15 protein-coding genes, 1 pseudogene and 1 CRISPR repeat array are annotated in these 21,907 nt (G+C 46.1%); all 16 genes and pseudogenes read right to left on the bottom strand.

The features are described from left to right. Positions 1-540 precede the first annotated feature (540 nt). Positions 541-1,230 (bottom strand): carbohydrate-binding family 9-like protein, encoded by a 690-nt coding sequence (locus AC3WTP_RS02875; protein WP_492393078.1) that lies wholly within the window; start codon positions 1,228-1,230, stop codon positions 541-543. A gap of 229 nt (positions 1,231-1,459) precedes the next feature. Then, positions 1,460-2,122 carry a DUF421 domain-containing protein gene (locus AC3WTP_RS02870; RefSeq protein ID WP_492393077.1) on the bottom strand — a complete coding sequence of 221 codons (663 nt, stop codon included), beginning with the start codon at positions 2,120-2,122 and terminating at the stop codon, positions 1,460-1,462. Positions 2,123-2,325: 203 nt separating this feature from the next. Further along, positions 2,326-3,468, bottom strand: a complete 1,143-nt coding sequence (locus AC3WTP_RS02865; protein WP_492393076.1) for an AI-2E family transporter — start codon at positions 3,466-3,468, stop codon at positions 2,326-2,328. Between the two features lie 119 nt (positions 3,469-3,587). Then, positions 3,588-3,914, bottom strand: coding sequence for a YnfA family protein (locus AC3WTP_RS02860; RefSeq protein WP_492393327.1), 327 nt, complete (start codon positions 3,912-3,914; stop codon positions 3,588-3,590). Between the two features lie 90 nt (positions 3,915-4,004). Then, a pseudogene (locus AC3WTP_RS02855) lies at positions 4,005-5,248 on the bottom strand (amidohydrolase family protein). A gap of 187 nt (positions 5,249-5,435) precedes the next feature. Next, positions 5,436-6,266 carry a phosphoenolpyruvate hydrolase family protein gene (locus tag AC3WTP_RS02850; RefSeq protein WP_492393075.1) on the bottom strand — a complete coding sequence of 277 codons (831 nt, stop codon included), beginning with the start codon at positions 6,264-6,266 and terminating at the stop codon, positions 5,436-5,438. A gap of 31 nt (positions 6,267-6,297) precedes the next feature. Further along, the gene (locus AC3WTP_RS02845; RefSeq protein WP_492393074.1) at positions 6,298-7,506 is read right to left on the bottom strand and encodes a Tm-1-like ATP-binding domain-containing protein; all 1,209 of its coding nucleotides are present in this window, start codon (positions 7,504-7,506) and stop codon (positions 6,298-6,300) included. 89 nt (positions 7,507-7,595) lie between these two features. Beyond that, the gene (locus AC3WTP_RS02840) at positions 7,596-8,795 is read right to left on the bottom strand and encodes a phosphoenolpyruvate hydrolase family protein (RefSeq protein WP_492393073.1); all 1,200 of its coding nucleotides are present in this window, start codon (positions 8,793-8,795) and stop codon (positions 7,596-7,598) included. A 195-nt stretch (positions 8,796-8,990) separates the two neighbouring features. Next, positions 8,991-10,511: an ABC transporter substrate-binding protein gene (locus AC3WTP_RS02835; RefSeq protein WP_492393072.1), complete on the bottom strand. Its 1,521-nt coding sequence runs from the start codon at positions 10,509-10,511 to the stop codon at positions 8,991-8,993. Between the two features lie 30 nt (positions 10,512-10,541). Beyond that, a complete protein-coding gene (locus AC3WTP_RS02830) occupies positions 10,542-11,303 on the bottom strand; it encodes a response regulator transcription factor (protein WP_492393071.1) in 762 nt (253 codons plus the stop codon). A gap of 1 nt (position 11,304) precedes the next feature. Next, positions 11,305-13,035 carry a sensor histidine kinase gene (locus AC3WTP_RS02825; RefSeq protein ID WP_492393070.1) on the bottom strand — a complete coding sequence of 577 codons (1,731 nt, stop codon included), beginning with the start codon at positions 13,033-13,035 and terminating at the stop codon, positions 11,305-11,307. Positions 13,036-13,211: 176 nt separating this feature from the next. Beyond that, positions 13,212-14,702, bottom strand: a complete 1,491-nt coding sequence (locus AC3WTP_RS02820; protein ID WP_492393069.1) for an ABC transporter substrate-binding protein — start codon at positions 14,700-14,702, stop codon at positions 13,212-13,214. An 85-nt stretch (positions 14,703-14,787) separates the two neighbouring features. Then, entirely contained in the window at positions 14,788-15,726 is a 939-nt protein-coding gene (locus AC3WTP_RS02815) for a carbohydrate ABC transporter permease (RefSeq protein WP_492393068.1), read from the bottom strand. Positions 15,727-15,739: 13 nt separating this feature from the next. Beyond that, positions 15,740-16,684, bottom strand: coding sequence for an ABC transporter permease (locus tag AC3WTP_RS02810; protein WP_492393067.1), 945 nt, complete (start codon positions 16,682-16,684; stop codon positions 15,740-15,742). A 235-nt stretch (positions 16,685-16,919) separates the two neighbouring features. Next, positions 16,920-19,544 (bottom strand): glycoside hydrolase family 3 protein, encoded by a 2,625-nt coding sequence (locus AC3WTP_RS02805; RefSeq protein ID WP_492393066.1) that lies wholly within the window; start codon positions 19,542-19,544, stop codon positions 16,920-16,922. Between the two features lie 459 nt (positions 19,545-20,003). Further along, complete coding sequence (gene sigK, locus AC3WTP_RS02800; RefSeq protein WP_492393065.1) at positions 20,004-20,702, bottom strand: RNA polymerase sporulation sigma factor SigK; 699 nt, start codon at positions 20,700-20,702, stop codon at positions 20,004-20,006. Positions 20,703-21,224: 522 nt separating this feature from the next. Then, a CRISPR array of direct repeats spans positions 21,225-21,856; the repeat unit is 27 nt; unit sequence ATTTCAATCCACGCTCCTGCGTAAGGA. Positions 21,857-21,907 lie beyond the last annotated feature (51 nt).

Raw genomic sequence — 21,907 nt, 5'->3', positions numbered from 1 at the left:
CGACGTCTCGGGCTGGTTCCGCCGCTCAGTGAGGCCGCCTTGGAGGCTGAGACGTAATTTTTCTGCGTCTCAGCCTCTGAGCGGGGCTTTTTTCGCCCTGAGACGTAATTTTTCGACGTCTCGGGCTGGTTCCAACGATCGGCGGGGCCGCTTTGGAGGCTGAGACGTCCATTTTTTACGTCTCAGCCCCTCAGCGGGGCTTTTTTTAGCCTGAAACGTATTTTTTCGACGTCTCGGGCTGGTTCCGCCGCTCGGTGAGGCCGCCTTGGAGGCTGAGACGTCAATTTTCTGCGTCTCAGCCTCTGAGCAGGGCTTTTTTCGCCCTGAGACGTAATTTTTCGACGTCTCGGGTCCGTTCCACCGCTCGGTGGGGCCGCCTTGGAGGCTGAGACGTAATTTTCCTGCGTCCCAGCCCCTGAACGGGGCGATTTTCGGTCTGAGACGTCCATTTTCGACGTCTCGGGCTCGTATGACGTCAAACAAAAAGAGACTGCCTCAGTCAGATATACGATCTGAACGGCAGTCCCTGCACTTCAAGCATTATGATTTGAAAAATCGGATTCGACCAAATCGCTCTGGCACATGAAATTGGATCGCTCCTGTTGGTGACCAAGCGGTGAAGCTGCGTGTTCCTTCCGCATCTTGATCAATACGGAACATATTGATTCGCCACTCCTCTCCAGGCTGTGGAGAAGCATTCAGATCCGAGAACGGAAGTACCGCTGTGTACTCAATATGTACAGATCCGCGCTGTGACTGCTTATCCGGCTCCATGTAACGAACCTGAGTCGTGATACCTTCTGCGTTCCATTCCGGATGGAACCCTAGCGGCTGATCCTTCTCGTGTGTAATCATCGAATCGAAGATAACATTATGCGGGCTGATGTTGAACTCATAATACCGCTGTTCTTCAGAAGAAGGCGCTATAAACCACTCTACAACGTCCGCATCAAACAAGGCGTCATCGCGCTTCGTGAACGGACTGACAATGATATCATCCTCACAGCGAAATTGCAGATGAAGTGCATAATCCGACCAGCATATGCGAACATTGGTCGGCAACGCTGGCACTTCTCCAGTTGCAACGTCTGTCAGCTGCACACTCGGAAGCTTGTCCCAGGTGCTGGAATTCGGCTGATCCTCTACATAATGAACTAAATATATAGGCACTGGGGCGGTATGGCTGCATACCGTTTGTTCGGGGGTCTCTGTACTATGTTGCGCTTGCATGGTGCGATCATCTCCGTTTAATTATGCTATGACATGGTGCCATGATGTAAGCTTACAGGCAGAAAAGTGACTTGTAAACCCAATCGCAATACTTATCAGAGCTAACCCAGCCATATTCAATGATAAATCCCAATCATAATAAACGTCTTTGCAAAATGAAAAACAGCAGTTCTAGATGTAACATCAAGGACTGCTGCTCGATAGTCAAGTTCCATATGAAAGCAACTGATCAGGTAGAGGATTCCTTCGGAGGTTGAGTTCCCGCTACAACTAATTCTCCACCCTGTGTGATCTCAGCAAAGAACACATCTTCGATTCCCTTATATCCCTGCTTCTTCAACTCATTGACGAGCCACAGCTGTTCTTTGCCCTTGCGGTGCAGAGCATCGAGTTGTAACTCGCCATCCATGATGACAGGGTAGGCTAATTGATTCGCATTCATGTCATTTTTAAATACGCTGATGTTGCCGTTTGATTCTATAATCGCAAATTTCACTTGATTAACCGAGAATATATCCTTCTGTCGAAGCAAGCTTAGCATTTCATCCAGATCCATGTTATTTTTACGCAGCTGCTCCTTATCAACCCTACCATCATGGATAAAATATGAGGGCGTTCCATCAAGAATATCTCGTGAACTACGCTTCTTAAGAGCGATCTTGTCCATTAGTACGATAAAGGACGTCCAGAGCGTGATGGTGAAAATGATATGCAGAATATTAACTTCATCTACATAAAGTCCATTGCCCACCAGCTCAGATAATACGATAGCTGAAATAAAGTCATATGGTGACAGCTGTTTTATCTCTCTTCCGCCTATTACTTTCGCTGAGATGAACAACGCCGTAAACCCGACTGCTAATTTAATGGCAATATGCAAAAACATTTCCATTCCAACGCACATCCTTATACAACATTTTCGAGGACCGTATGTTAGTATTTGTCATACGCCAATCAAAAATGCACATGTCATAGAATGAAATCCAATTGTTGCATTTCCGATTTCGTGCGTAAAATAGAAACGACCGCATTCCCGAAATGACTCGAGAAGCGGTCGTCAACACGAACCTGTATATTATTATTCAGACTTCCTTACTACACCTTAATGTTCCGCTTCTTCAGCCTGTTATTCGTTACAATTCGCAATAGCGTATAGATAACCGCAAAGGTTGGAATGCCTAGCAGCATACCCATCAATCCAAACAAGCTGCCTCCTATCATAAGCGATAAGAGAACCCAAAGTCCGTTCATACCGATTGAATTGCCTACAACCCGAGGATAAATAAAGTTCCCCTCCAGCTGTTGAAGCACAATGATAAATATGACAAACCAGAACGCTTTCGGCGGATCAACCATCAAAATAATAAATGCACTTGGGATTGTCCCAATATAAGCACCGAATATAGGGACAATACTCGTTACCGCAACAATAACACTGACAAGAAGCGCATATGGCATCGAGAAGATCGTCATCCCAATAAAGCATAATCCGCCGAGTATCATGGCTTCTGTCAGCTGCCCAGCAATAAATCCGCTGAACGCTCTATTCGTTATAGAGCATACTTCAACCGTCTTTTCAGCTCGTTTTGGAGAAACAAATGCATATAAAAGCTTTTTGGATATCGAAGATAACTTCTCTTTGTTAATGAGAAGGTATGCGGACAGTACAGCCCCCATAACAACGTCTACAAAGCTGGCCGTAAAATTCTTTGTAAATGTTAAAATATACGGCACATAATCTGTAATTAATCCCCCGAACTTCTGAACGACCTCGCTCCAATTCAGCGCGATCTTTTCCCAAATGTCACTCTCAAGATTAAACTTGACCGCGAGATCCGTAACAAACACTTTCAAGGATGCCATATAGCCATGAAGATTGCTTGTTAACATGGATAAGCTTTCCATGAACTGAGGAACGATGAACCACGCTAGAATCGTAAAAAATACGATAAGCGTCGAATACGTCAAAAGTATGGCGATAGGCCTCTTCAGCTTCCTCCATAATGGCTTATTATACTTGTTGATTGGCGCGAATACTCTTTCCTCAAACACCTTCAATAATATATTGAGCACATAAGCTATCGCAAAACCTAATACGACCGGATTCAACAAGTAATATAGATCGACTAGAAAGGCAAGAATCGACTTGATGTTGGTTAGTATTAAGTACAGCAATACGGTGTAAGTCGCAATCAGCAAATATTTCTTAATATCTGATGAAAATTTCTGGTTATCCATTCGATGCTAACCCCTAACTAGTAATTGATTGCTGGTGTCCATTCTATAGAATATCACATTTATTTTAAATACGATAAAAAACTGTATTGTTGTAATAAATTACCGAAGCATCCCGTGACTTAATGGCGTGGAGCCCACAGCATGATCGATACCCCAATCACACATATAATCCCGCCGATCCAATCGTACATGTCCGGTGTTTTCTTATCAATCAACCACCCCCAGAGCAGTGCCAGCACAATGAACACACCGCCATACGCAGCGTATACACGACCAAATGAAGGAAATTTCTGTAGAGTTGGGATAATTCCGTACGCTATTAACACAAGACTTCCAATAAGACCATACCACCAAGGCTTCGACTCACGGAGCCACAGCCAAACAAAATATCCGCCGCCTATTTCCGCAAGTCCAGCGACGATGAATAGTACAATCGCAGCAAACAGTGGCTGCACCCCCAATACTTTAATGTAGTGCTGGAATAATCACTCCATCGATATATCAACCGATAGGCAGTATAAAGAAAAGTATCGAGTTTAGCAGTTGCCGGACACTAATTTCCCTTTATAAAATACGGCTCTATTTCCCGCCCTTCGCGCTACCGCTTCGGCAGCACAGCTCGCGTCGACTAGCACCATATTGGCTTCCATCCCGACAGCAGGCCAAACTCGTATTCCCGCTTCATTTAATGGAATAGTACCTCCTGTTATGAATCCAAGCGCTTCCTCTAATCTGCGTTCATCACTCCAGCCATAGCACTCGGCTAACCTTCCTGCCTTCTCGAGATTATCACCCGTGCCGAATGGAGACCAATGATCCGTAATGCTGTCTTGACCGAGATGCACTTTCACTCCGTTGCGATGGAGCAGCGGAATAGGCATCACAAGCTTGCCGATCGGCACAGTCGAGGCGATGGATATCTTCTGTGCAGCGAGCATGTCCGCCACTTCCTCAGCAATTTGCTCCGGAACGCCTGCCAAGCCAAAGGCATGACTAATCGTAACCCGTCCCTGCCATCCAGCCTCTTCTGTAAGCTGAGCTAGGCGCTTCATCGTGAACACACCTAATGAATCGCGATCATGCAGGTGGAGATCGATATTGACGTCAGCTTCTACTGCAAGTTCCATCATCGCCTGCAATGAGGCCTCGATATTGCCATCGACTGTCGCGGGATCGACACCCCCGACAAGCGAAGTCCATAGCGCATCGCTTCCCTCACTAGGCTGACGGAGTCTGAACGAAGCAGCCCGTGCTGTGGAAACGCAACGATCTCCCAAGATAACTTACCTCGATATGATTCCAACGCCTGCAAGGTTGCTTCAAGATTGCCGAGTCCAGCATACGGGTCAATGTTGCAATGGGTACGCACATGCGTAGCGCCATTTCGCTGAATGAGCTCAAGCAGCTTCTCCGCTCTTTCTCTCGCGACTGGCAATTGCTTCGGCAGCAGCTCTTCTTCTTCCTTCAGACGGGAGAAGATACCGCCTGCTGCTGGACGAACTGCTTTCCACGGTCCGCCATAGTACGTTTTATCCAAGTGGATATGCATTTCTCTGAATGAAGGCAGCAGAAGTCGACCTTGTCCATCAATAATGGGAAGCTCTGTTCGCAATGGACCGCTCATAGGCGCGATCTCCACTATTCTGCCTTCTTCTACGTGTATTCTATTAAGTTCCGTCTTAGTGCCTAAGATAACGCCATCTTCGTACTCATATCCGCTCTCTAGGCGGACATTGTCTAACCAAAAACTCGAATTCACCTTATATCCTCCTCTATACATCATCAACGCATTCACTCAAAACTATAATAATCTATTTGCACTCCTATTTTGACAAATAAAAACGTCTTTTTCTACATGAAACAGCCTCATCGTATTTTTTCTTCATTTTACACAAAAAAGCAGCCAGCATTAATGCTGACTGCTTCTAGTTCAATCGCGCGCAACCGTAAGCTGCGCCTTCCCGCATTTATTTTGTAATGGTTTTAAATGATACGGTCTGTTCTCTAATGCCCTTCTCCGCTGCAAACCGTTCAATACTCGATGCACCAAAGAATCCATCGATTCCTTCTGTTCTTTCAATGACATACGCCGCATCTTCCGGTTCTGCAATCGGACCACCGTGACAAATGACCATAATTTCTGGATTGACTTCTTTCCCTGCTCTAATAATCGCTTCGATTCTCTCGACACAATCATCAAGCGTCAGAGCCGTCTTTGCTCCAATCGTCCCTTTAGTCGTCAGTCCCATATGAGCTACGAGAATATCGGCGCCAGCTGCCGCCATTGCTCTCGCTTGCTCAGGATCAAATACATAAGGCGTTGTAAGCATGTCCAGCTCATGGGCAATTCGGATCATTTCGACTTCGAGATCATAACCCATACCTGTTTCTTCTAAGTTCTGTCTGAATACACCATCGATCAATCCAACGGTTGGGAAGTTCTGAACGCCGCTGAACCCTTGCTCCTTCAGTTGCTTGAGATATACCTCCATCACGCGGAAAGGATCTGTTCCGCAGACACCTGCTAATACGGGTGTATCTTTCACAACTGGCAATACTTCCGCGCCCATTTCGACGACAATCTGGTTGGCATCTCCATAAGACAATAATCCTGCGAGGGATCCTCGTCCTGCCATTCTATATCGTCCCGAATTGTATACGATCAGCATATCCGCGCCGCCCGCTTCACTGCTCTTGGCCGTGATCCCTGTGCCCGCGCCTACACCTAGCAGAATCTTTCCATTTTTCACTTCTTCTCTAAACTGTGCCATAATTTCTGATCTTGTCTTTTTATTCATATATAACGCCTCCATCTGCTATTCAGTCGTCTTACTTCTGCATTAAATCGATCAGTTTCTGTGCTGCTGCCTCCGCAAATTCGGTATCATTGATGGCACAATCCATTTCGATGAGCTCAACGACATTTCGATTAATCCCATGTCTCAACGTATCAAATAACATCTGATCTTCCTCTGGACCATAGAAGGCTTGACCCTCAACATCGATGCCAGAGATGCCTTTGAGAGGTAACATTAATGCCGTTTTCTCCTCGGCCATGTTTAATTTCTCGACCAGCTTTTTGCCTACGGCTTCATTTTCTTCAACCGTGGTTCTCATGAGGGTTACGGTCGGATTGTGCTTATAGAACTTATGCCCGGCGAATTTCTCCGGAATCGTATCGTATGGCCCAAAGTTGCACATATCTAACGCCCCAACAGATACGACCTGTGGGATGCGATGTCTGCCTGCCGCCTCTAACCGATGAGGTCCTGCATTCAGAACACCGCCTATAATTTCGTCAACCCATTCGGTTGTGGTAAGATCTAAGACACCTTCAATAAATCCAGCTTCAATCAGCGCTTCCATGGATTGTCCGCCTACACCTGTCGCATGGAACACAAGCACTTCATATCCTCTTGCTTCAAGGTAATTTCTTGCGGCCGTTACACATGGCGTTGTGACCCCGAACATCGTTGCCGCAACCAATGGCTTCTTCTCGATCACTTGTTTATTCTCGAATTGGACCATCCCTGCGATTGCAAATGCTGCATTCGTAAAGATCTTGGTTGAAATGGAGTTTAGCCCTGCAACATCGACGACGGATGGCATCATGACAATGTCGCTCGTCCCAACATAGGGCGCCGTATTCCCTGAGGCGACGGTCGATACCATCACTTTGGGTACACCAATCGGCAATGCCCGCATACCAGGCGTCACAAGTGAAGTTCCTCCAGTTCCTCCAAAGGAAATAATTCCATCAAATTTACCTTGCTTGTATAGTTCAGGTACGAGTTTTTCCATACCTTTCGATAATACTTCTGTTGCTAATGCTCTGTCTTTCTTCGCCGCAAGCTCGCTCATCTCGACACCCGCTGCCAGCGCTATTTCATGGTTCGATACATCAGGCGTAAAGGCAGGCTCGAACACACCGGTGTGGATCGTAAATGTATGGAGTCCCAAGCTTTCAATCAAATGTTTGATATACAGGTATTCCTCACCCTTGGTGTCAAATGTTCCTGCAATAGCAATTGTCTTCATTGGTTTAACCTCGCTCTCCATAAAAAAAGTATGATTAACTATAAATTAATCATACTGCGGCAGCTCATTTGTGAAAACGCTTTTATGTCTTATGTTTTTGTGTTTATGTTAGATTTATATTGTTTAGGGGTGCACCCCTTATACTTCTTAAACATTTTGCTAAATTGGGCATAGTCTTGGTAACCGACTAATGGCGCTAGCTCCGATAACTGAATGCTTTCTCGGTCTAAGATTTCGGCTGCTTTATCGATCCGGTATTGCACGATATACTTCTGGAAGCTGCAGCCTACACTCTTCGTAAACAGACTGCTTAAATAACTTCTGGATACATGAGCCACCTTGGCTAAATCGATAAAAGAAATCTCGTTCATATAATTTTGAGCCACGTATTCTTTCACAAATTCAACATAATCATAGTGTTTGGTAATGCCGTCTAACATTTTGACCAGTAAATCGTCTTCATCAAGCTTCCCCGTTACTTTAAAGGCTTTCGTTATATTGGTAATAGACTTCTCTGATGGAATTCGCTCAAAAGCAGATCCCCCGATATACCCCATTAAGTTGTCATTATTGCTATACATATATTGAACATCAATCGGTGTTTTCACAGGACCGCCGTACACGAGCTTGATAACATCCGGCTTTAAGGCATTGCATGCACGAAATATACTGTCCGCTTTGACCTTGGCAGCTTCCAGGGAGAATACTTTCTTAGCGCCCAATAATCCTCCTTCTGTTAGGCCTAAATGTGCACAAATGACATCCGCCCCAGCTTCGACCATCTGCGCGGCTTGGTTCTCATCAAATACAAAGGCTACCGTGAACAACTGCTGCTCATGCGCGATTCTGATCGCTTCGACCTCGAGCCGAAACAGATTTCCATCTTCTTGAAGCGCTTCACCAAATAGACCGTCGATTAGCCCCACGGTGGGGTAGTTATTAATCCCGGCAAAGCCCTTTTCTTTGATTTCACGGATGTATGCTTCCATATTCTTGGTAGGATCGGTGGCATTCAGCCCAAAAATAATCGGAATATCCTTGACCAAGGGGATAATTTCCCGAGATGCAAAGTCCATAACCATGTCATTGCTGTTGCAAAAGGGCAAAAAACCAGCGAGTGAACTTCTCCCCATTTGACGAAATCGACCTGAGTTCAACATCAGAATGAAATCAGCCCCGCCCTGATTAGCATACTTCGCTGTTATTCCTGCACCTGTGGCGACGCCAATAATATGGTTACCCATCTTGATCTGTGATTTGATATGTTCTAGGATTTTTTCTCTTTTCATACACACGAATCCCCTTATCCTGTTCGCCATTCATGATTGCCATACAACTAACATTGATCGATATATACAATTTATAACGAACCAGGATGGCAACGCAAACGAAACAAGCCACCTCCAATCAGGAAGCAGCTTGCAGCTTAGAGCCCATTATACTTCTATCGACATGACTTATCTGAAAATAGGAAATGGGATTTACTACTTATGTGCGGCGCGCCATTCATCAAGCTGCTTCTGCACCTCAACACGCACCTCTTCTATGCCTGCCTGTCTGAGCTCCTGGTTGAACTTAGGCAGCTCCGTGTCAACGTCCACGCTGCCTGTCATAAGGCTGGGATAATATTTCTCCCAGACCATCTGTATGTTCTGCACCTGGATAGGCATTTGCGATAAGTCTGGCGTAAAGCCCAGTATACTCGATTGAACGACACCTTCGTTGAACTTGCGGTACTCTTCCCATTTGTTCAAGGGATCTGGGTAATCTCCACCCATCGTATTCAATATGAACCAGTTGCCCTGAGTGAACGTTACCCCCGAATAGTTTGGCGGTGCGTCTGGGATAAGTTCGCCGTCTTTGTCCTTTGGAGGTATGGGCACCACCTGACCGTTGTGATCCAGCGTGTAGTGTACGCCTTCAATCCCGTAGTTGAACAGGTTACGAACCTCTGGGTCTGTATTCAGCAGATTGAGAAACTTCACACATTCCTCAGGGTACTTGGTATCTGCATTGACAGCCATGATGCCTCCTCGTACGGACTCCGTTGTAGCCAACATAGGGGTTACAGGATTGGCCACCACCTTGTAGCCGCGATCCTTGCTCCAGCTGCTTTCCGAGAGAGGGCCTCCCCCCGAGGCTTTCCAGAACACGCGCTCACCCTTCTTTAGCGCCTGCTTCTCCCGCAAGGCGGCATCCTCGTTAATGTAGCCCTTCTGATAGTAGCGCCGCAAAGTGTCCAGCACGTGCCGCGCTTCTTCGGTTTCGAAGATATTTACCACCGGGGAGTCGGGCTCCAGAGAGCGTACCATAAGCGGAAGCTTCGGATTCATGACATACTCGTAGCCATCCAATAAGAAAAAGTTATGGGAGTCCTTGTCCAGCTCCATGGGCAGATAAGTGGGCGACTGTTGCTTGATCATTTGAAACAGAGGTTCAAGGGAATCCAACGTGTTGTACTTTGAGATATCGATGTTGTACTTTTTCACAAGCTCATCTGGGTACATCCAATGCTCTTGTACAGCTAGCTCCTTGTTCGTCGGTACACCGTATATACCGCCGTCATCCATACGCACACCCTGCCAAAAAATAGGATCAATACTGTCGTACATTTCCTTGCCCACAGTGGCGAGATAGTCATCAAGCCGCAGCCACGCGCCGCGCTGAACATAAGTTGCGTACTCTGGAGAATAGGCGATGTCAAAGGGAGTACCCGCTGACACCATGGTGTTCAGTCGGTCCTCATACTCCTGCCAGCCCACCTTTATGTAAGTGACAGTGACGCCGATCTTTTTGGCTGTAATCTCGTTGATTTTGTCATTTACCATCTTAAGATCCTTGTCTGGCTCCCCAATCGTGTAATATATCAGATTAACCGTATCTTTAGGTAATTGGGCGTGCTCGTCATTGGCGGTCGACGGAGAACAGCCCGCTAAAGCCGGTACCAGCATCACGATGAGCATTAAGGTCTTGGCGATACGACCAAGGGTATGATGTTGTCGCATATAAGATCTCCTTTTCACCGTTGCTTAGCGCTATTCCTTTTTCCTTAGATCAGAGGGCGACTTGTCAAAATAACTGTGAAAATGAGTGTAAAAATAGTTCAGATTGGGATACCCCACTGAGAGAGCGATACTTGCAATTTTTTCGTCAGTCGATAGTATGCGTTCCCGTGCACGCAGCATGCGGTAAGCCATTAGATATTCCGAAAATTTCATCTGTGTCTCTTTAAGGAAAAGCTGCCCAAGGTAGGTTCCGTTCATGCGGAAGCGCTCCGCAACCATTTTCAAAGTAATGTTCTGAGCATACTCTACTTTGACCATCAGCAGGATGCGATTGGTCAGCTTGGACAGATCCTCGTAACGCACACCCAGCACTGGATCCTTGTTCATGTCGTCATGGTCCGTACCCTCTAGCGTGCCGTGCAGATCTTCTATAATGATCTTTTCAACTGCATTTTGCAGCTTAGAGCGCTCCACGGGCTTAAGCAGGTAGTCCTTGGCACCGCAGCGAATGGCCTCTTGGGCGTACTTAAAATCATTGAATCCGCTCATAATGATATACTTTGCGGGAAGACCTAACTCATTGAGCCTGCGAATAGCATCGTAGCCGCGATCCTTGCCGATACATACATCGAATATAGCTATATCCGGATAGAACTCCACAGCCTTTGAAATAGCGTCCTCATAGGTTTCACTGGTCTCGATGTGGCCAAAGCCGTACCTTTCCCAATCCAGGGTTCGTTTGATTCCCTCAAGAATCTGGGGCTCGTCATCCACAATCAGAAGTTTATACATATCAAACTGCCTCCTTTGGAATGATCACAGAAATCTTAACCCCTGCTTCCTCGTTATTTTCAATCTTCATAGAGAAGCCTTCTCCGTAGAAAAAATGCAGCCGAGTGTACACATTGCGCAGACCTATGCTCTTAACAGGAGCATCATCGCTTCTGGACAGGGTACGCCGAATCTCGTCCAAGCGCTCCTCGGTGATCCATCTGCCATTGTCCACAAATTCCAGCACATAGTGCTCATCTGCTTCCCAGCCATTAACCACTAACAAGTTGAACTCATTGTCACGGTTAAAGCCGTGCACAAAAAAGTTCTCCGCGAGGGGCTGCATCCAGAATTTGACGGTCGACAAAGATAAAAGCTCCTTGTCCACATTGAACTGATAATAAAACCGCTCCGGATATTTAAACTCCATAATTTTCAGGTATTTTTCAAGCAAAGCTTGCTCTTTACCTATGGAAATGATATTTTCATTTTTCACAATTTCACGATACAGAGAACCCATTGTGGCAATGGCATCAGCTGTATCAACGTCATGGTTCACCAGAGCCATCGAGCGGACAGCCTCAAGCGTATTGTACAGAAAATGAGGATTGATTTGATGCTGAAGCGCTTTCATTTCTGTCTCTTGCTGCTTAAGCTTTAATAAATATTCGGTTCGGATATGCTTATCAAGCTGCAGTACCATGTCATCCAATTCCCGAGCGATCATGCCATATTCGTTGCGTCGATAGCGGGCTGGAGTATCCGTTGTAAAATTGGCGCTTTTCACGCGTTTAATCGTATCGATGATCCGTTGAAGGAAGCTCGCATCATCATGCAGGTTGTAAACAATGTACAGCAGAACGCTGATCATTGACGTCAATACGATAAGAAATACGATGAGAAGTACATTCGCTTTATCACGTATCAACGAAGCTAAGTCCACGAGGACGACGAACTGATAATTAAACTTGCTGGAGGGATAGGTCTCGAAAAATACGCGATCAAACCCGCCCTTTGAAATAAAGCCATGACTGCGTCCGTCTGCCACCGCTAGACGTGCCAGTTCCTCCGTGTTGCGATCTTCGGTGACGAAATACAGCTCACCGGTAGAACTCACGGCTGCCGCATTGTATAAAGGGTTATTCTGCACGGGCTTAAAAACCCGGTCACTGCTGACCAAGAAACGGAACTCACCGATCTGGCGAGAGATCTGGTTCGGATCCGACAATTTCTTGCGGTATACGAATCCTTTATGGATCGACTCGCGGAAGATTGCATCCGTGTTAGGAATCTGAAATAGGAAACTGGAATTTCCATTGCTGTCAAAGCGAACCACATTGCCACGCTGCTCGGTATGCAGACTAATCTGCGTGATGTCTCCCTGCCCCCCGCTATTCAAGAACGATTTAATATCGTCAGGAAAGGATACTAGCGGCTGGCTATAACGACTATCTTGAAGCCTGCCAGAGAGGTACCCTTCTGCACTATTGCCCAGAAAGCAGCGAACATCCGCCATCAATCCTCTATTGGAATAGACTCGCTGCATGTAAGCCTCGATGCGATCAGCATCATACTGCAGGGTATTTTCAACCTGGACAAAGCCGCTTTCGGCCTCGTTTCGAGCGTTATCCACCCACTGATACAGAAGTACCGCGCAAGTCAGTACTCCAATCGCCAGACCAATAAATATCACAAATAGCGTGTATGCAATAAACTTGTTGCGATAAATCTTAATCTGAAAGAACGAACACATGTGACGCCCCCTTGAAAGTAGGCTCTTGTGGTTATGCATCTAACTCCACCTTATAATGTACTCGTGTAAAAATCAATTGCCTATTCATGGAAGAAAACTAGCTTCTGAACAAGAAAACCCGAACGGCAGATGACTCTACCGTTCGAGTTCTCAAGTTGTACATTCGTATTTTACAATTACTTGAAGTAAGCGTCAATCTGCTCTTGAGCAGCCTTCATGATCGTGTCCATGCCAGCAGCTTTCATTTCAGCAACGATCTTCGGTACCATTACCTCTGGATCAGAAGCGCCAGACATGAGTTCATAACGGTATTTGTCCCATACAGCCTTAGTATTTGCTACCTCAGTAGAAAGGTCTTTAATGTTTAAAGCAAATCCCAAAACGGATGAAGCGGTTGCTTGCTCGTTCAGCTTGCGAACCTGTTCCCACTGATCTACAGGAGCACCCTTAGTTACAGCCAAGTCGAAGAATGTGCCCTGAGTATAAGCAGCCAATGGCCATGTATCCGATACACGCTCGATGACCTTTTCACCGTCAACATTTTTGTAGTCCACACCATTCTCACCGAAAGCCAGCATATTGCGCAGCTTAGGATCTGTGTTAACCAATTGCAGATACTTCAATGCTTCCTTCTTATACTTGGAATTCGAAGAGATCGCATTCATAGAACCTTGAATGGTGCTGGTAGTGTAAAGAGGGCCAAAGTTCTGCACCATGTCATACTTTTCAACACCCTCTGTAATCTGCCAGTTTGCTTCTGCACCTGGGAATGCTTGAGCACTGAAGAATGGACGAGCTTTGTCCGGCTCTCCCTTGGTAGGAGCGTCAGGGTTAATGATGCCATCCTTGTACCATTGATGCATGAGCTTCAGGTTTTCCATAACGTCAGGCTGCTCTAGCACTGAAACGACCTTGCGAGATGGATCGTCGACCTTCACGCCGATTGGTTGGATACCAAGCGTCAGATCGTCATAGGGATTCAGCATTCCGCTAAATCCATCGCTTTGGTGCAATGGCAGCGGATAGAAGCTCTTGCCTTCCCCAGCCTTCATGTCATGGAAAGGCTTGTCAAGATCCTTCATAGTCTTGATGCTGTTGAGATCAATACCGTATTTCTGTACATATTTGTCATCGAACATCCAGTACTGTGTTACAGCCGAGTCCTTGTAGGTAGGAACGGAATAGATCTTACCGTCAATCTTGGTACCATCCCAAACTGTTTCAGGTATAAGCTTGTACAATTCAGGAGCTTCACTTTGTACGAGGTCGGTAAGGTCCGCAAATGCACCCATCGCAACCTGTTGGCTGTACTTAGTGTTGTTCGTAAACATGATGTCGAATGGCTCACCCGTGTTCACGACAGTGTTGATCTTAGTGTCCCATTCACCCCAGCTAGCTACCTTGATGTCGATCTTCACACCAATCTTTTCAGCTGTGTACTCGTTCATTGCTGCAATAGCTTTGTCGAAGTTGGCAGGAACTTGGCCACCGATCGTCCACCACACTAGTGTAGGGATTTCACCAGAATCGGCAGTCTTGTTTGATTCCGTCTTGGAATCGGAAGCTTTGTCCCCTTCATTGGACTTCGAGCTTCCGCATGCCGTAAGAGAGGACATCAAGAGCATTGCAATACAGAGTGTGGATAAAAACTTCATGGATCTTCTCACTATTATTTCCCCCTTTTGAAGTTGTTCCACCGTATGCCTTCACGGTGATGTTATGATAAACCCAGTAAACTAGGTTTATTCCAGGTTAACCTTTTACAGCGCCTACTGTTAATCCAGAAATAAAGTACTTCTGGAAGAATGGATATGCAAAGGCCACAGGCAGGACAATGATAATGGCTATTGCCATACGAGCGGTTTCCTTCGGCATGGTGGCAATTAATTCTGCAGCGCTGACACCCATGGTAGAAGCGTTCTTTGCAAGCGCATCGACATTACTCATCAAGCTGTTCAGCAAGGCCTGCAGAGAGAACAGGTTCTGATCGCTGATGTACAGCATGGACTGGAACCAATCGTTCCAGTAACTAAAACATAGAAACAGTCCAATGGTTGCTATTACCGGCAGCGAAATAGGCAGCACGATCTTAAAGAAAATACGCAGCTGGCTAGCGCCGTCAATCTCTGCAGATTCAATCAGACCATCCGGGATGGTGCTTTTGAAGAAAGTTTTGCAAATAATGACGTTAAAGGATGAGACAGCCAAAGGCAGAATGAGTGCCCAAACGGTATCTTTAAGACCCAGCAGATTCGCGTTGATAAAATAGCTCGCGACCATACCGCCGTTGAATACCATTGGGATGAATACGATCCATGTCAGTAATCCCTTTAGCTTGTAATTCGGCCGTGAGATTACATAGCCCATTGAAGTGGTGAGCAATATGCCCAACACGGTGCCAACCACCGTAACGAATAAGGATACACCCAACGCTCGTAGGATCATTGTTCCCTGCTGAGCAATAAATCTGTAGGCCTCAAGGGAAAAATCAGACGGTATTACTTGATACCCTATCTGGCGAATGGAATCCTCAGTAGATAAAGAAATTGAAAGTATAACCACTACCGGCACTACGCAAACTAGCGCCAGCAGGATAAAAACAAAGTTGAAAAGCAGGTTGACCCCTTTGCCAATACGGTTGTATTTCTCAAGGCCGGTCTGATGTTGAACTGTCGTTGCTGTTGTTGCCATGGTTACGCCTCCTCTACATCATCGCGCTGTCCGGATCTATTTTACGAACGATCCAGTTAGCGGTTAGAATGGTTACACAACCCAACACGGATTGTACAAAAGCAGCAGCGGAAGCCATACCTACTGTAGCGGTCTTGAGCTGTTTATACACTAACACGTCAATCGTGGTAGTTACATTATAGAGAGAATTGGAATCCTTCGGAACCTGATAGAACAAGCCGAAATCCGTGTAGAAGATACGTCCTACGGCCAAGATGAACATCATCACGATGACCAGCTTCATCAAAGGCAGTGTAATATACTTCGTCTGCTGCCAAATGGAAGCGCCGTCAATTACGGCCGCCTCATAGTACGTGTTATCGATACCAGTGATGGTCGCTAGATATACCACCATACCATAGCCCAAGCTCTTCCAAACATTAATGAAGATCAGGAAGTATGGCCAGTATTTCGGCTCCATATACCAGTTTACTGGATCACTGCCCATCCCTACGAGAAATTGGTTGACGATACCCTTGTCGAAGCTTAAGAATGCCCAAGCCACTGCGGATACCACCACATAGGACAGGAAGTAAGGCAGGAACATCATGGTCTGATAAACTTTGCCCGCTCTGCGGTTGTGCAGCATACCGATCATCAGCGCTAAAACAACAGGTATTACTATATTCAGGATAATGAATATTAAATTGTACCCAAGCGTATTCCTTATGATGATCCAAGCATCATTAGATTTAAACAGGAATTCAAAGTTTTTTAAACCGGCCCACGGACTGTTAATTACATTGCTTATAAATCCCCCGGATATTTTGAAATCCTTAAATGCGATAATGATACCGAACATTGGCAAGAAACAAAACAATATATACCACACGGTGGTCGGCAACGCCAAGAGCGTCAGTTCAGTATCATGCTTATGCCAACGCGTTCTTAGGTGCTTTCGTCCAGTCTTTGTCTTCATGTCGGTCACCCCTTCCGTTTGTTTAATTGTTTTGACAAGTTAATTGTAAAAGAAAACGTTTACTTTGTTCCAGACAACAAACGTTATTCCACAGTCAACAAACGTTAGGTTTTATAAAAAAATATGGAGTAGGATAAGGAACAAGTTGCCAGATCCAATGATAACAGATAAAAACTGGACAAAAAAAACGGACTGTTAGGTCCGTTTTTTCTTTATATTAGTAACTCTATTAAATTTATTTCTGAACGAAAAACTCTCCTGTCAGCGGAGCGTCGTCCGAGTTAGGTCCGACCATCACCTCGAATTTACCCGGTTCCACAACCCATTCATGGTTTCGAGTAAGTGTTCGGAGTTGTCTGTATCCCAGTGTCAGTGTGATGCGCTGTGTTTCGCCTGGTTCAAGGTGAATTCGCTTAAATCCTGCAAGCTCCTTGCATGGTCTGACCGTGCTGCTGAATTCATCCTTGATATAAAGCTGAGCAACTTCCTCACCTGCGACATTTCCCGTATTAGTTACGTTAAACGATACATCCACTGTTGAATCTGGAGCAATTTCCTTGGCGGAAATGTCAAGATCTGAATACGCAAATGTTGTGTAGCTCATACCAAACCCAAATGGGTACAATGGGAGCCAGTCCATTTCAACATATTTATGTCCATAGAACGGTCTGCGATTATAGAATACAGGCAACTGGCCTACCGATCTCGGGAAAGACATCGGAATGCGACCTGCAGGATTGAAATCTCCGAAAATAACTTCTGCAATGGCATTTCCGCCCTGCTCGCCAACAAACCATGCCTCGATAATCGCATGCAGATGCTCTGCCTCCCAAGTGATCGACATCGGACGTCCGTTTTGGAGGACAAGAACAACAGGCGTTCCTGTTTCATAAATTTTCTTGACGAGTTCAAGTTGTCTTCCCGGAAGATTAAGATCCGCTCTGTCCAGGTTTTCTCCACAGGTCTGCTCGTTGTCACCCACTGCAACAATTGCAACATCCGCCTCTAGTGCCGCTTTAACCGCTGCGTCCATATCGTTGTTGCCAAGGCTGTAACCGAGGATTACCCTTACTCCCCGTGAATCATTGAGATACTCAACCTTAACCTCGTACTCTTCGCCTTCGACAAATTTGAACGCAACCATCTGATTGGCGTCATGTTCTCCCCAACCGTCAACAATCATCTTGCCATCTACCCACAAACGCATGCTGTCCATGCTGCTGAGTCCAATGTAACCATCCACTGTAGCATCCGGCTTAATTTTGCCTGTCCAGCGAACGGTGAAGTTATCTGCGTTTACGCCGTCAGCAGGCTTTGTGTAAATCCAGTTGAAGTTGATCTGTCTGTCATTTCGCACGCAAGCAGGTTCTCCCTCAAAGGAAAGAGAATTGTAGTACTCACCCAAAAGCCCTTCGTTGCCGGCATCGTCCTTGAGCCATTTGTCCGGTAAAGGCATAAGGTCGGACTCCAGAATCTCGCATCCTTTGGCATAGATAACTTCGGTCTTGTCTGAAACGATGTTTTTGATGCCCTGCAACAGCGTAACAGCATGCTCAGGCACAACAGGGCTGCTGTAATCGCCGTAACGGGGAACATCCGCGCTTGGTCCGATCACGGCAATCTTGCCAATGTCTTTTTTAAGAGGAAGCGTATTTTTGCTGTTTTTCAACAGGGTGATCGACTTTCTTGCAATTTCGAGAGCCGTCTGCACGTGCTCCTCACAGTGGACAACTTTCTTAGAAAGCTCGGCATCCGTATATGGATTTTCAAAGAGTCCTACTGCAAATTTAACGGTAAGGACACGTCCTGCTGCTGTGTCTACAACCTTCTCGTCCACTTCGCCTGATCTTACAAGGTCAATAATGCTGTCCTGGTATATATCATGTGGGAAGTCATAAAGCTGCATATCAACGCCGGCTTCAAGGCCCATTTTGATAGCTTCCCGTTTGCTTTCGGCAACATAGTGACAGGTATGCAGCATAGAGACAGCAGTCATGTCCGCTCTTACGAAGCCTTTCATACCCCACTTGTCGCGGAGTACACCGGTAAGCAGCGAATGGTCGCCTGCCACAGGAACGCCGTCAATGGAATTATAGGAACACATGGTATTCATGGCACCCGCTTGGAAAGCAGCCTCAAATACAGGCAGACAGAAAAATGCATTGTCGAATTGTCCCATCATAGCCGGAGCACAATTGTGTCCTCCTCTAGGAGCACCGTATCCTGTAAAGTGTTTTGGTTCCGACACCACGGCATCGGGTCTTGTGAGGTCATCCGTTTGAAGCCCTTTTACCATGCTCTCCGCAAACAGAGATCCCAGATAAGGATCCTCTCCGTATCCTTCTTCCACTCGTCCCCAACGGATTTCTCTGGCAAGGTCGAGAACAGGTGCCCACACCTCATGTATACCAAAGCTGCGCGCCTCGGAAGCGATTATTCTCGCTTGTTTATATCCGAGTTCAGGCTCAAATGTTGATGCGAGTGCAACCTGCTGAGGGAGCACTGTACAGCCTCTCCATCCAAAACCGTGAAGTCCCTCTTCGCTGAAGAGTACCGGAATCCCCAATCTTGAATTTTGGATGATATACTCTTGAATTTTATTGGCTGTCTCTGCTTTGGAATTTCGGTTTTGAATGCAACCGATTCCAATTCCAGCAGATATCTTCTCCATTTTTTCATAGTTAAGCGCATCCGCATTTAAGCCTTCTACTGAATCGGAAATTTCATTTCCCGAATATATATCAAGCTGTCTTACCTTTTCTTCAAGTGACATTCTCGATATAAGGTCCGCAACTCTTTCTTCAATAGGCAAGCTTGCATTCATATAAGGGTATTGTTGTAAGTCTTTTCTCGTGTTCATAGTTGTCTCCTTTTAGCTTTCTGAATGCTTTACACTTTCATTTGTTGCTAAAAAATCTTCCTAATGGACATATTGCCCTCCCCTTACTCACCGATCTGCTTGCGGAAGCACTCGCTGAAGTAATTGCATGACAGACCGTCATGCTTGGCTACGTCGTTAAGCGTAAGAGGTGCTCAGCAAAAAACTTCAGCAGCCGTTCCTCACGAAATTAAAGCGCATCCAATTCATCCAACAGCTTGGCATCCTTCTGAGCCAATTACTCTTCAAAAGAACTCCGCAGTTCGGCAAAAGCCTCCGGCCCAAACAAAGACTTCTTGTACAGGAGGTACCCATTCATATGGTAACCTCAACCTCGGATGCCGTCAATATCGCATTGCTCATCCTTTCATTCCATTAGCAAAATGTTTTTTACCAACAAAAAAACAGGCGCCTGTGTATTCCAGCGCGCCTGCTTATCCCTCACCGTTTCGCTTTATAGAACTCATGGTAAAGCTTCATTAACGCTCGCTTCTCGATCCGAGAAACGTACGAACGGCTGATGCCAAGCTCCTTCGCGATCTCCCGCTGCGTACGCTCGTCGCCTCCGCCGTCAAGACCGAAGCGCCCGCGGATAACCTCCTGCTCACGCTCATCGAGGATATCGAGATTGCGATATATCTTGCTCTTCTCGATCTTAAGCTGCACCTTCTCCACGACATCGTCTCCGTCGGTGCCGAGGATATCGATCAAAGTAATTTCATTTCCTTCTTTGTCGGTTCCTATCGGATCATGCAGAGAAACGTCCTTTTTCGTCTTCTTCAAGCTTCGGAGATGCATCAGAATTTCATTTTCTATACAGCGTGCCGCGAATGTAGCCAGCTTCGTCCCTTTATTCGGCTGGAAGCTCTCGATCGCTTTAATGAGCCCGATCGTACCGATCGAGATTAAGTCCTCCAGATCCTCTCCGGTGTTATCGAATTTCTTAACGATATGCGCTACTAAGCGCAGATTATGTTCAATCAATACATTGCGCGAAACATCATTCCCTTCTGACATGAGCTGCAGGTGCTTAGCTTCCTCTTCCTCCTGCAACGGCTGCGGAAAGGCATTATTCTTCACATAAGATACGAGTAACGACAACTGCTTAATAAACAGCGCGAGAGCAGCGAACAATCCCATGAACATAGCACCCCCAGGTTGAATTACCGAAGGGGAACACCCTCCCCGGCACACAAGATGATTAGTTTTACATTGTATGTGGGCGGGGGCCTAGATGTGCATGTACGTGATAAATTGGTTTGGTTAGGTCAGATTAAAGTTGCAGATGAAAACCATTTAATCATGATGAACACATTCAACTTCTCGCTGTATTGTCTTACGATTCTTTACCTTCACATCAATCGGAAAAATAAACCACCATCTCCACTTTTATTGTGGTGATGATGGTTGAGTTATTATATGCTCCTCAATAGTTTGAACCCACTCAGGTAACTGTGCAGCCTGGTACCGCAGCGCTCCTTGCTCTGCTTGCAACACAATTACTTTTGCCGCTGCCGTTATTCCCAGCAAAATCGTACATCATTGCAGAAGGCTTACGCATGCGGCACACTTGGATCAATTAGCGGAACGATTTCACCATTAGCATAACTCTCCTGCTTAAGGAGCGACTGAAGATCACATCGAAAAGGCTTACGAATATGCATTTCAATCCACGCTCCTGCGTAAGGAGCGACCGACTGCGCTTGGTTCCGAGGGTATCACGGGTACAGATTTCAATCCACGCTCCTGGGTAAGGAGCGACTAATCGGGAAAGAGTTGGAGGTGCGTTAACATGACTATTTCAATCCACGCTCATGCGTAAGGAGCGACGGACCCGCTCATCTTGGAGGCATTTTTGCTTATTATATTTCAATCCACGCTCCTGCGTAAGGAGCGACCAAACAGAGATATGGCACGAGAAAACGAAAGCATATTTCAATCCACGCTCCTGCGTAAGGAGCGACCAAATTGCGCTGAAAGCGATAGGTAACGGATGGAAATTTCAATCCACGCTCCTGCGTAAGGAACGACTAAAAGAGATCGAACAGCCGAGGACATTTGAAGTTATTTCAATCCACGCTCCTGCGTAAGGAGCGACTTTTGAGATCTTCAACTTCATCCTGCGTGCTCTTCGATTTCAATCCACGCTCCTGCGTAAGGAGCGACCGTATATGATGACGGTTTTGGAGAAAGCCTTGGCATTTCAATCCACGCTCCTGCGTAAAGAGCGACTGAGCTAATCTAAGGAGGGCACAACGATGCCAGTAATTTCAATCCACGCTCCTGCGTAAAGAGCGACTGAGCTAATCTAAGGAGGGCACAACGATGCCAGTAATTTCAATCCC

Source organism: Paenibacillus sp. EB106-04-04-XG159 (genome assembly GCF_058791835.1).
Note: the sequence above shows the minus strand (reverse complement) of the source record. Positions and strands in the feature narration are given on the sequence as shown.

Coding starts and splice junctions, on each gene's coding strand:
- AC3WTP_RS02845 (WP_492393074.1), bottom strand. CDS start 7,506: ATGAAGACAATTGCTATTGCAGGAACATTTGACACCAAGGGTGAGGAA.
- AC3WTP_RS02830 (WP_492393071.1), bottom strand. CDS start 11,303: ATGTATAAACTTCTGATTGTGGATGACGAGCCCCAGATTCTTGAGGGA.
- AC3WTP_RS02835 (WP_492393072.1), bottom strand. CDS start 10,511: ATGCGACAACATCATACCCTTGGTCGTATCGCCAAGACCTTAATGCTC.
- AC3WTP_RS02850 (WP_492393075.1), bottom strand. CDS start 6,266: ATGAATAAAAAGACAAGATCAGAAATTATGGCACAGTTTAGAGAAGAA.
- AC3WTP_RS02840 (WP_492393073.1), bottom strand. CDS start 8,795: ATGAAAAGAGAAAAAATCCTAGAACATATCAAATCACAGATCAAGATG.
- AC3WTP_RS02870 (WP_492393077.1), bottom strand. CDS start 2,122: ATGGAAATGTTTTTGCATATTGCCATTAAATTAGCAGTCGGGTTTACG.
- AC3WTP_RS02865 (WP_492393076.1), bottom strand. CDS start 3,468: ATGGATAACCAGAAATTTTCATCAGATATTAAGAAATATTTGCTGATT.
- AC3WTP_RS02825 (WP_492393070.1), bottom strand. CDS start 13,035: ATGTGTTCGTTCTTTCAGATTAAGATTTATCGCAACAAGTTTATTGCA.
- AC3WTP_RS02875 (WP_492393078.1), bottom strand. CDS start 1,230: ATGCAAGCGCAACATAGTACAGAGACCCCCGAACAAACGGTATGCAGC.
- AC3WTP_RS02815 (WP_492393068.1), bottom strand. CDS start 15,726: ATGGCAACAACAGCAACGACAGTTCAACATCAGACCGGCCTTGAGAAA.
- sigK (WP_492393065.1), bottom strand. CDS start 20,702: ATGGGATTGTTCGCTGCTCTCGCGCTGTTTATTAAGCAGTTGTCGTTA.
- AC3WTP_RS02805 (WP_492393066.1), bottom strand. CDS start 19,544: ATGAACACGAGAAAAGACTTACAACAATACCCTTATATGAATGCAAGC.
- AC3WTP_RS02810 (WP_492393067.1), bottom strand. CDS start 16,684: ATGAAGACAAAGACTGGACGAAAGCACCTAAGAACGCGTTGGCATAAG.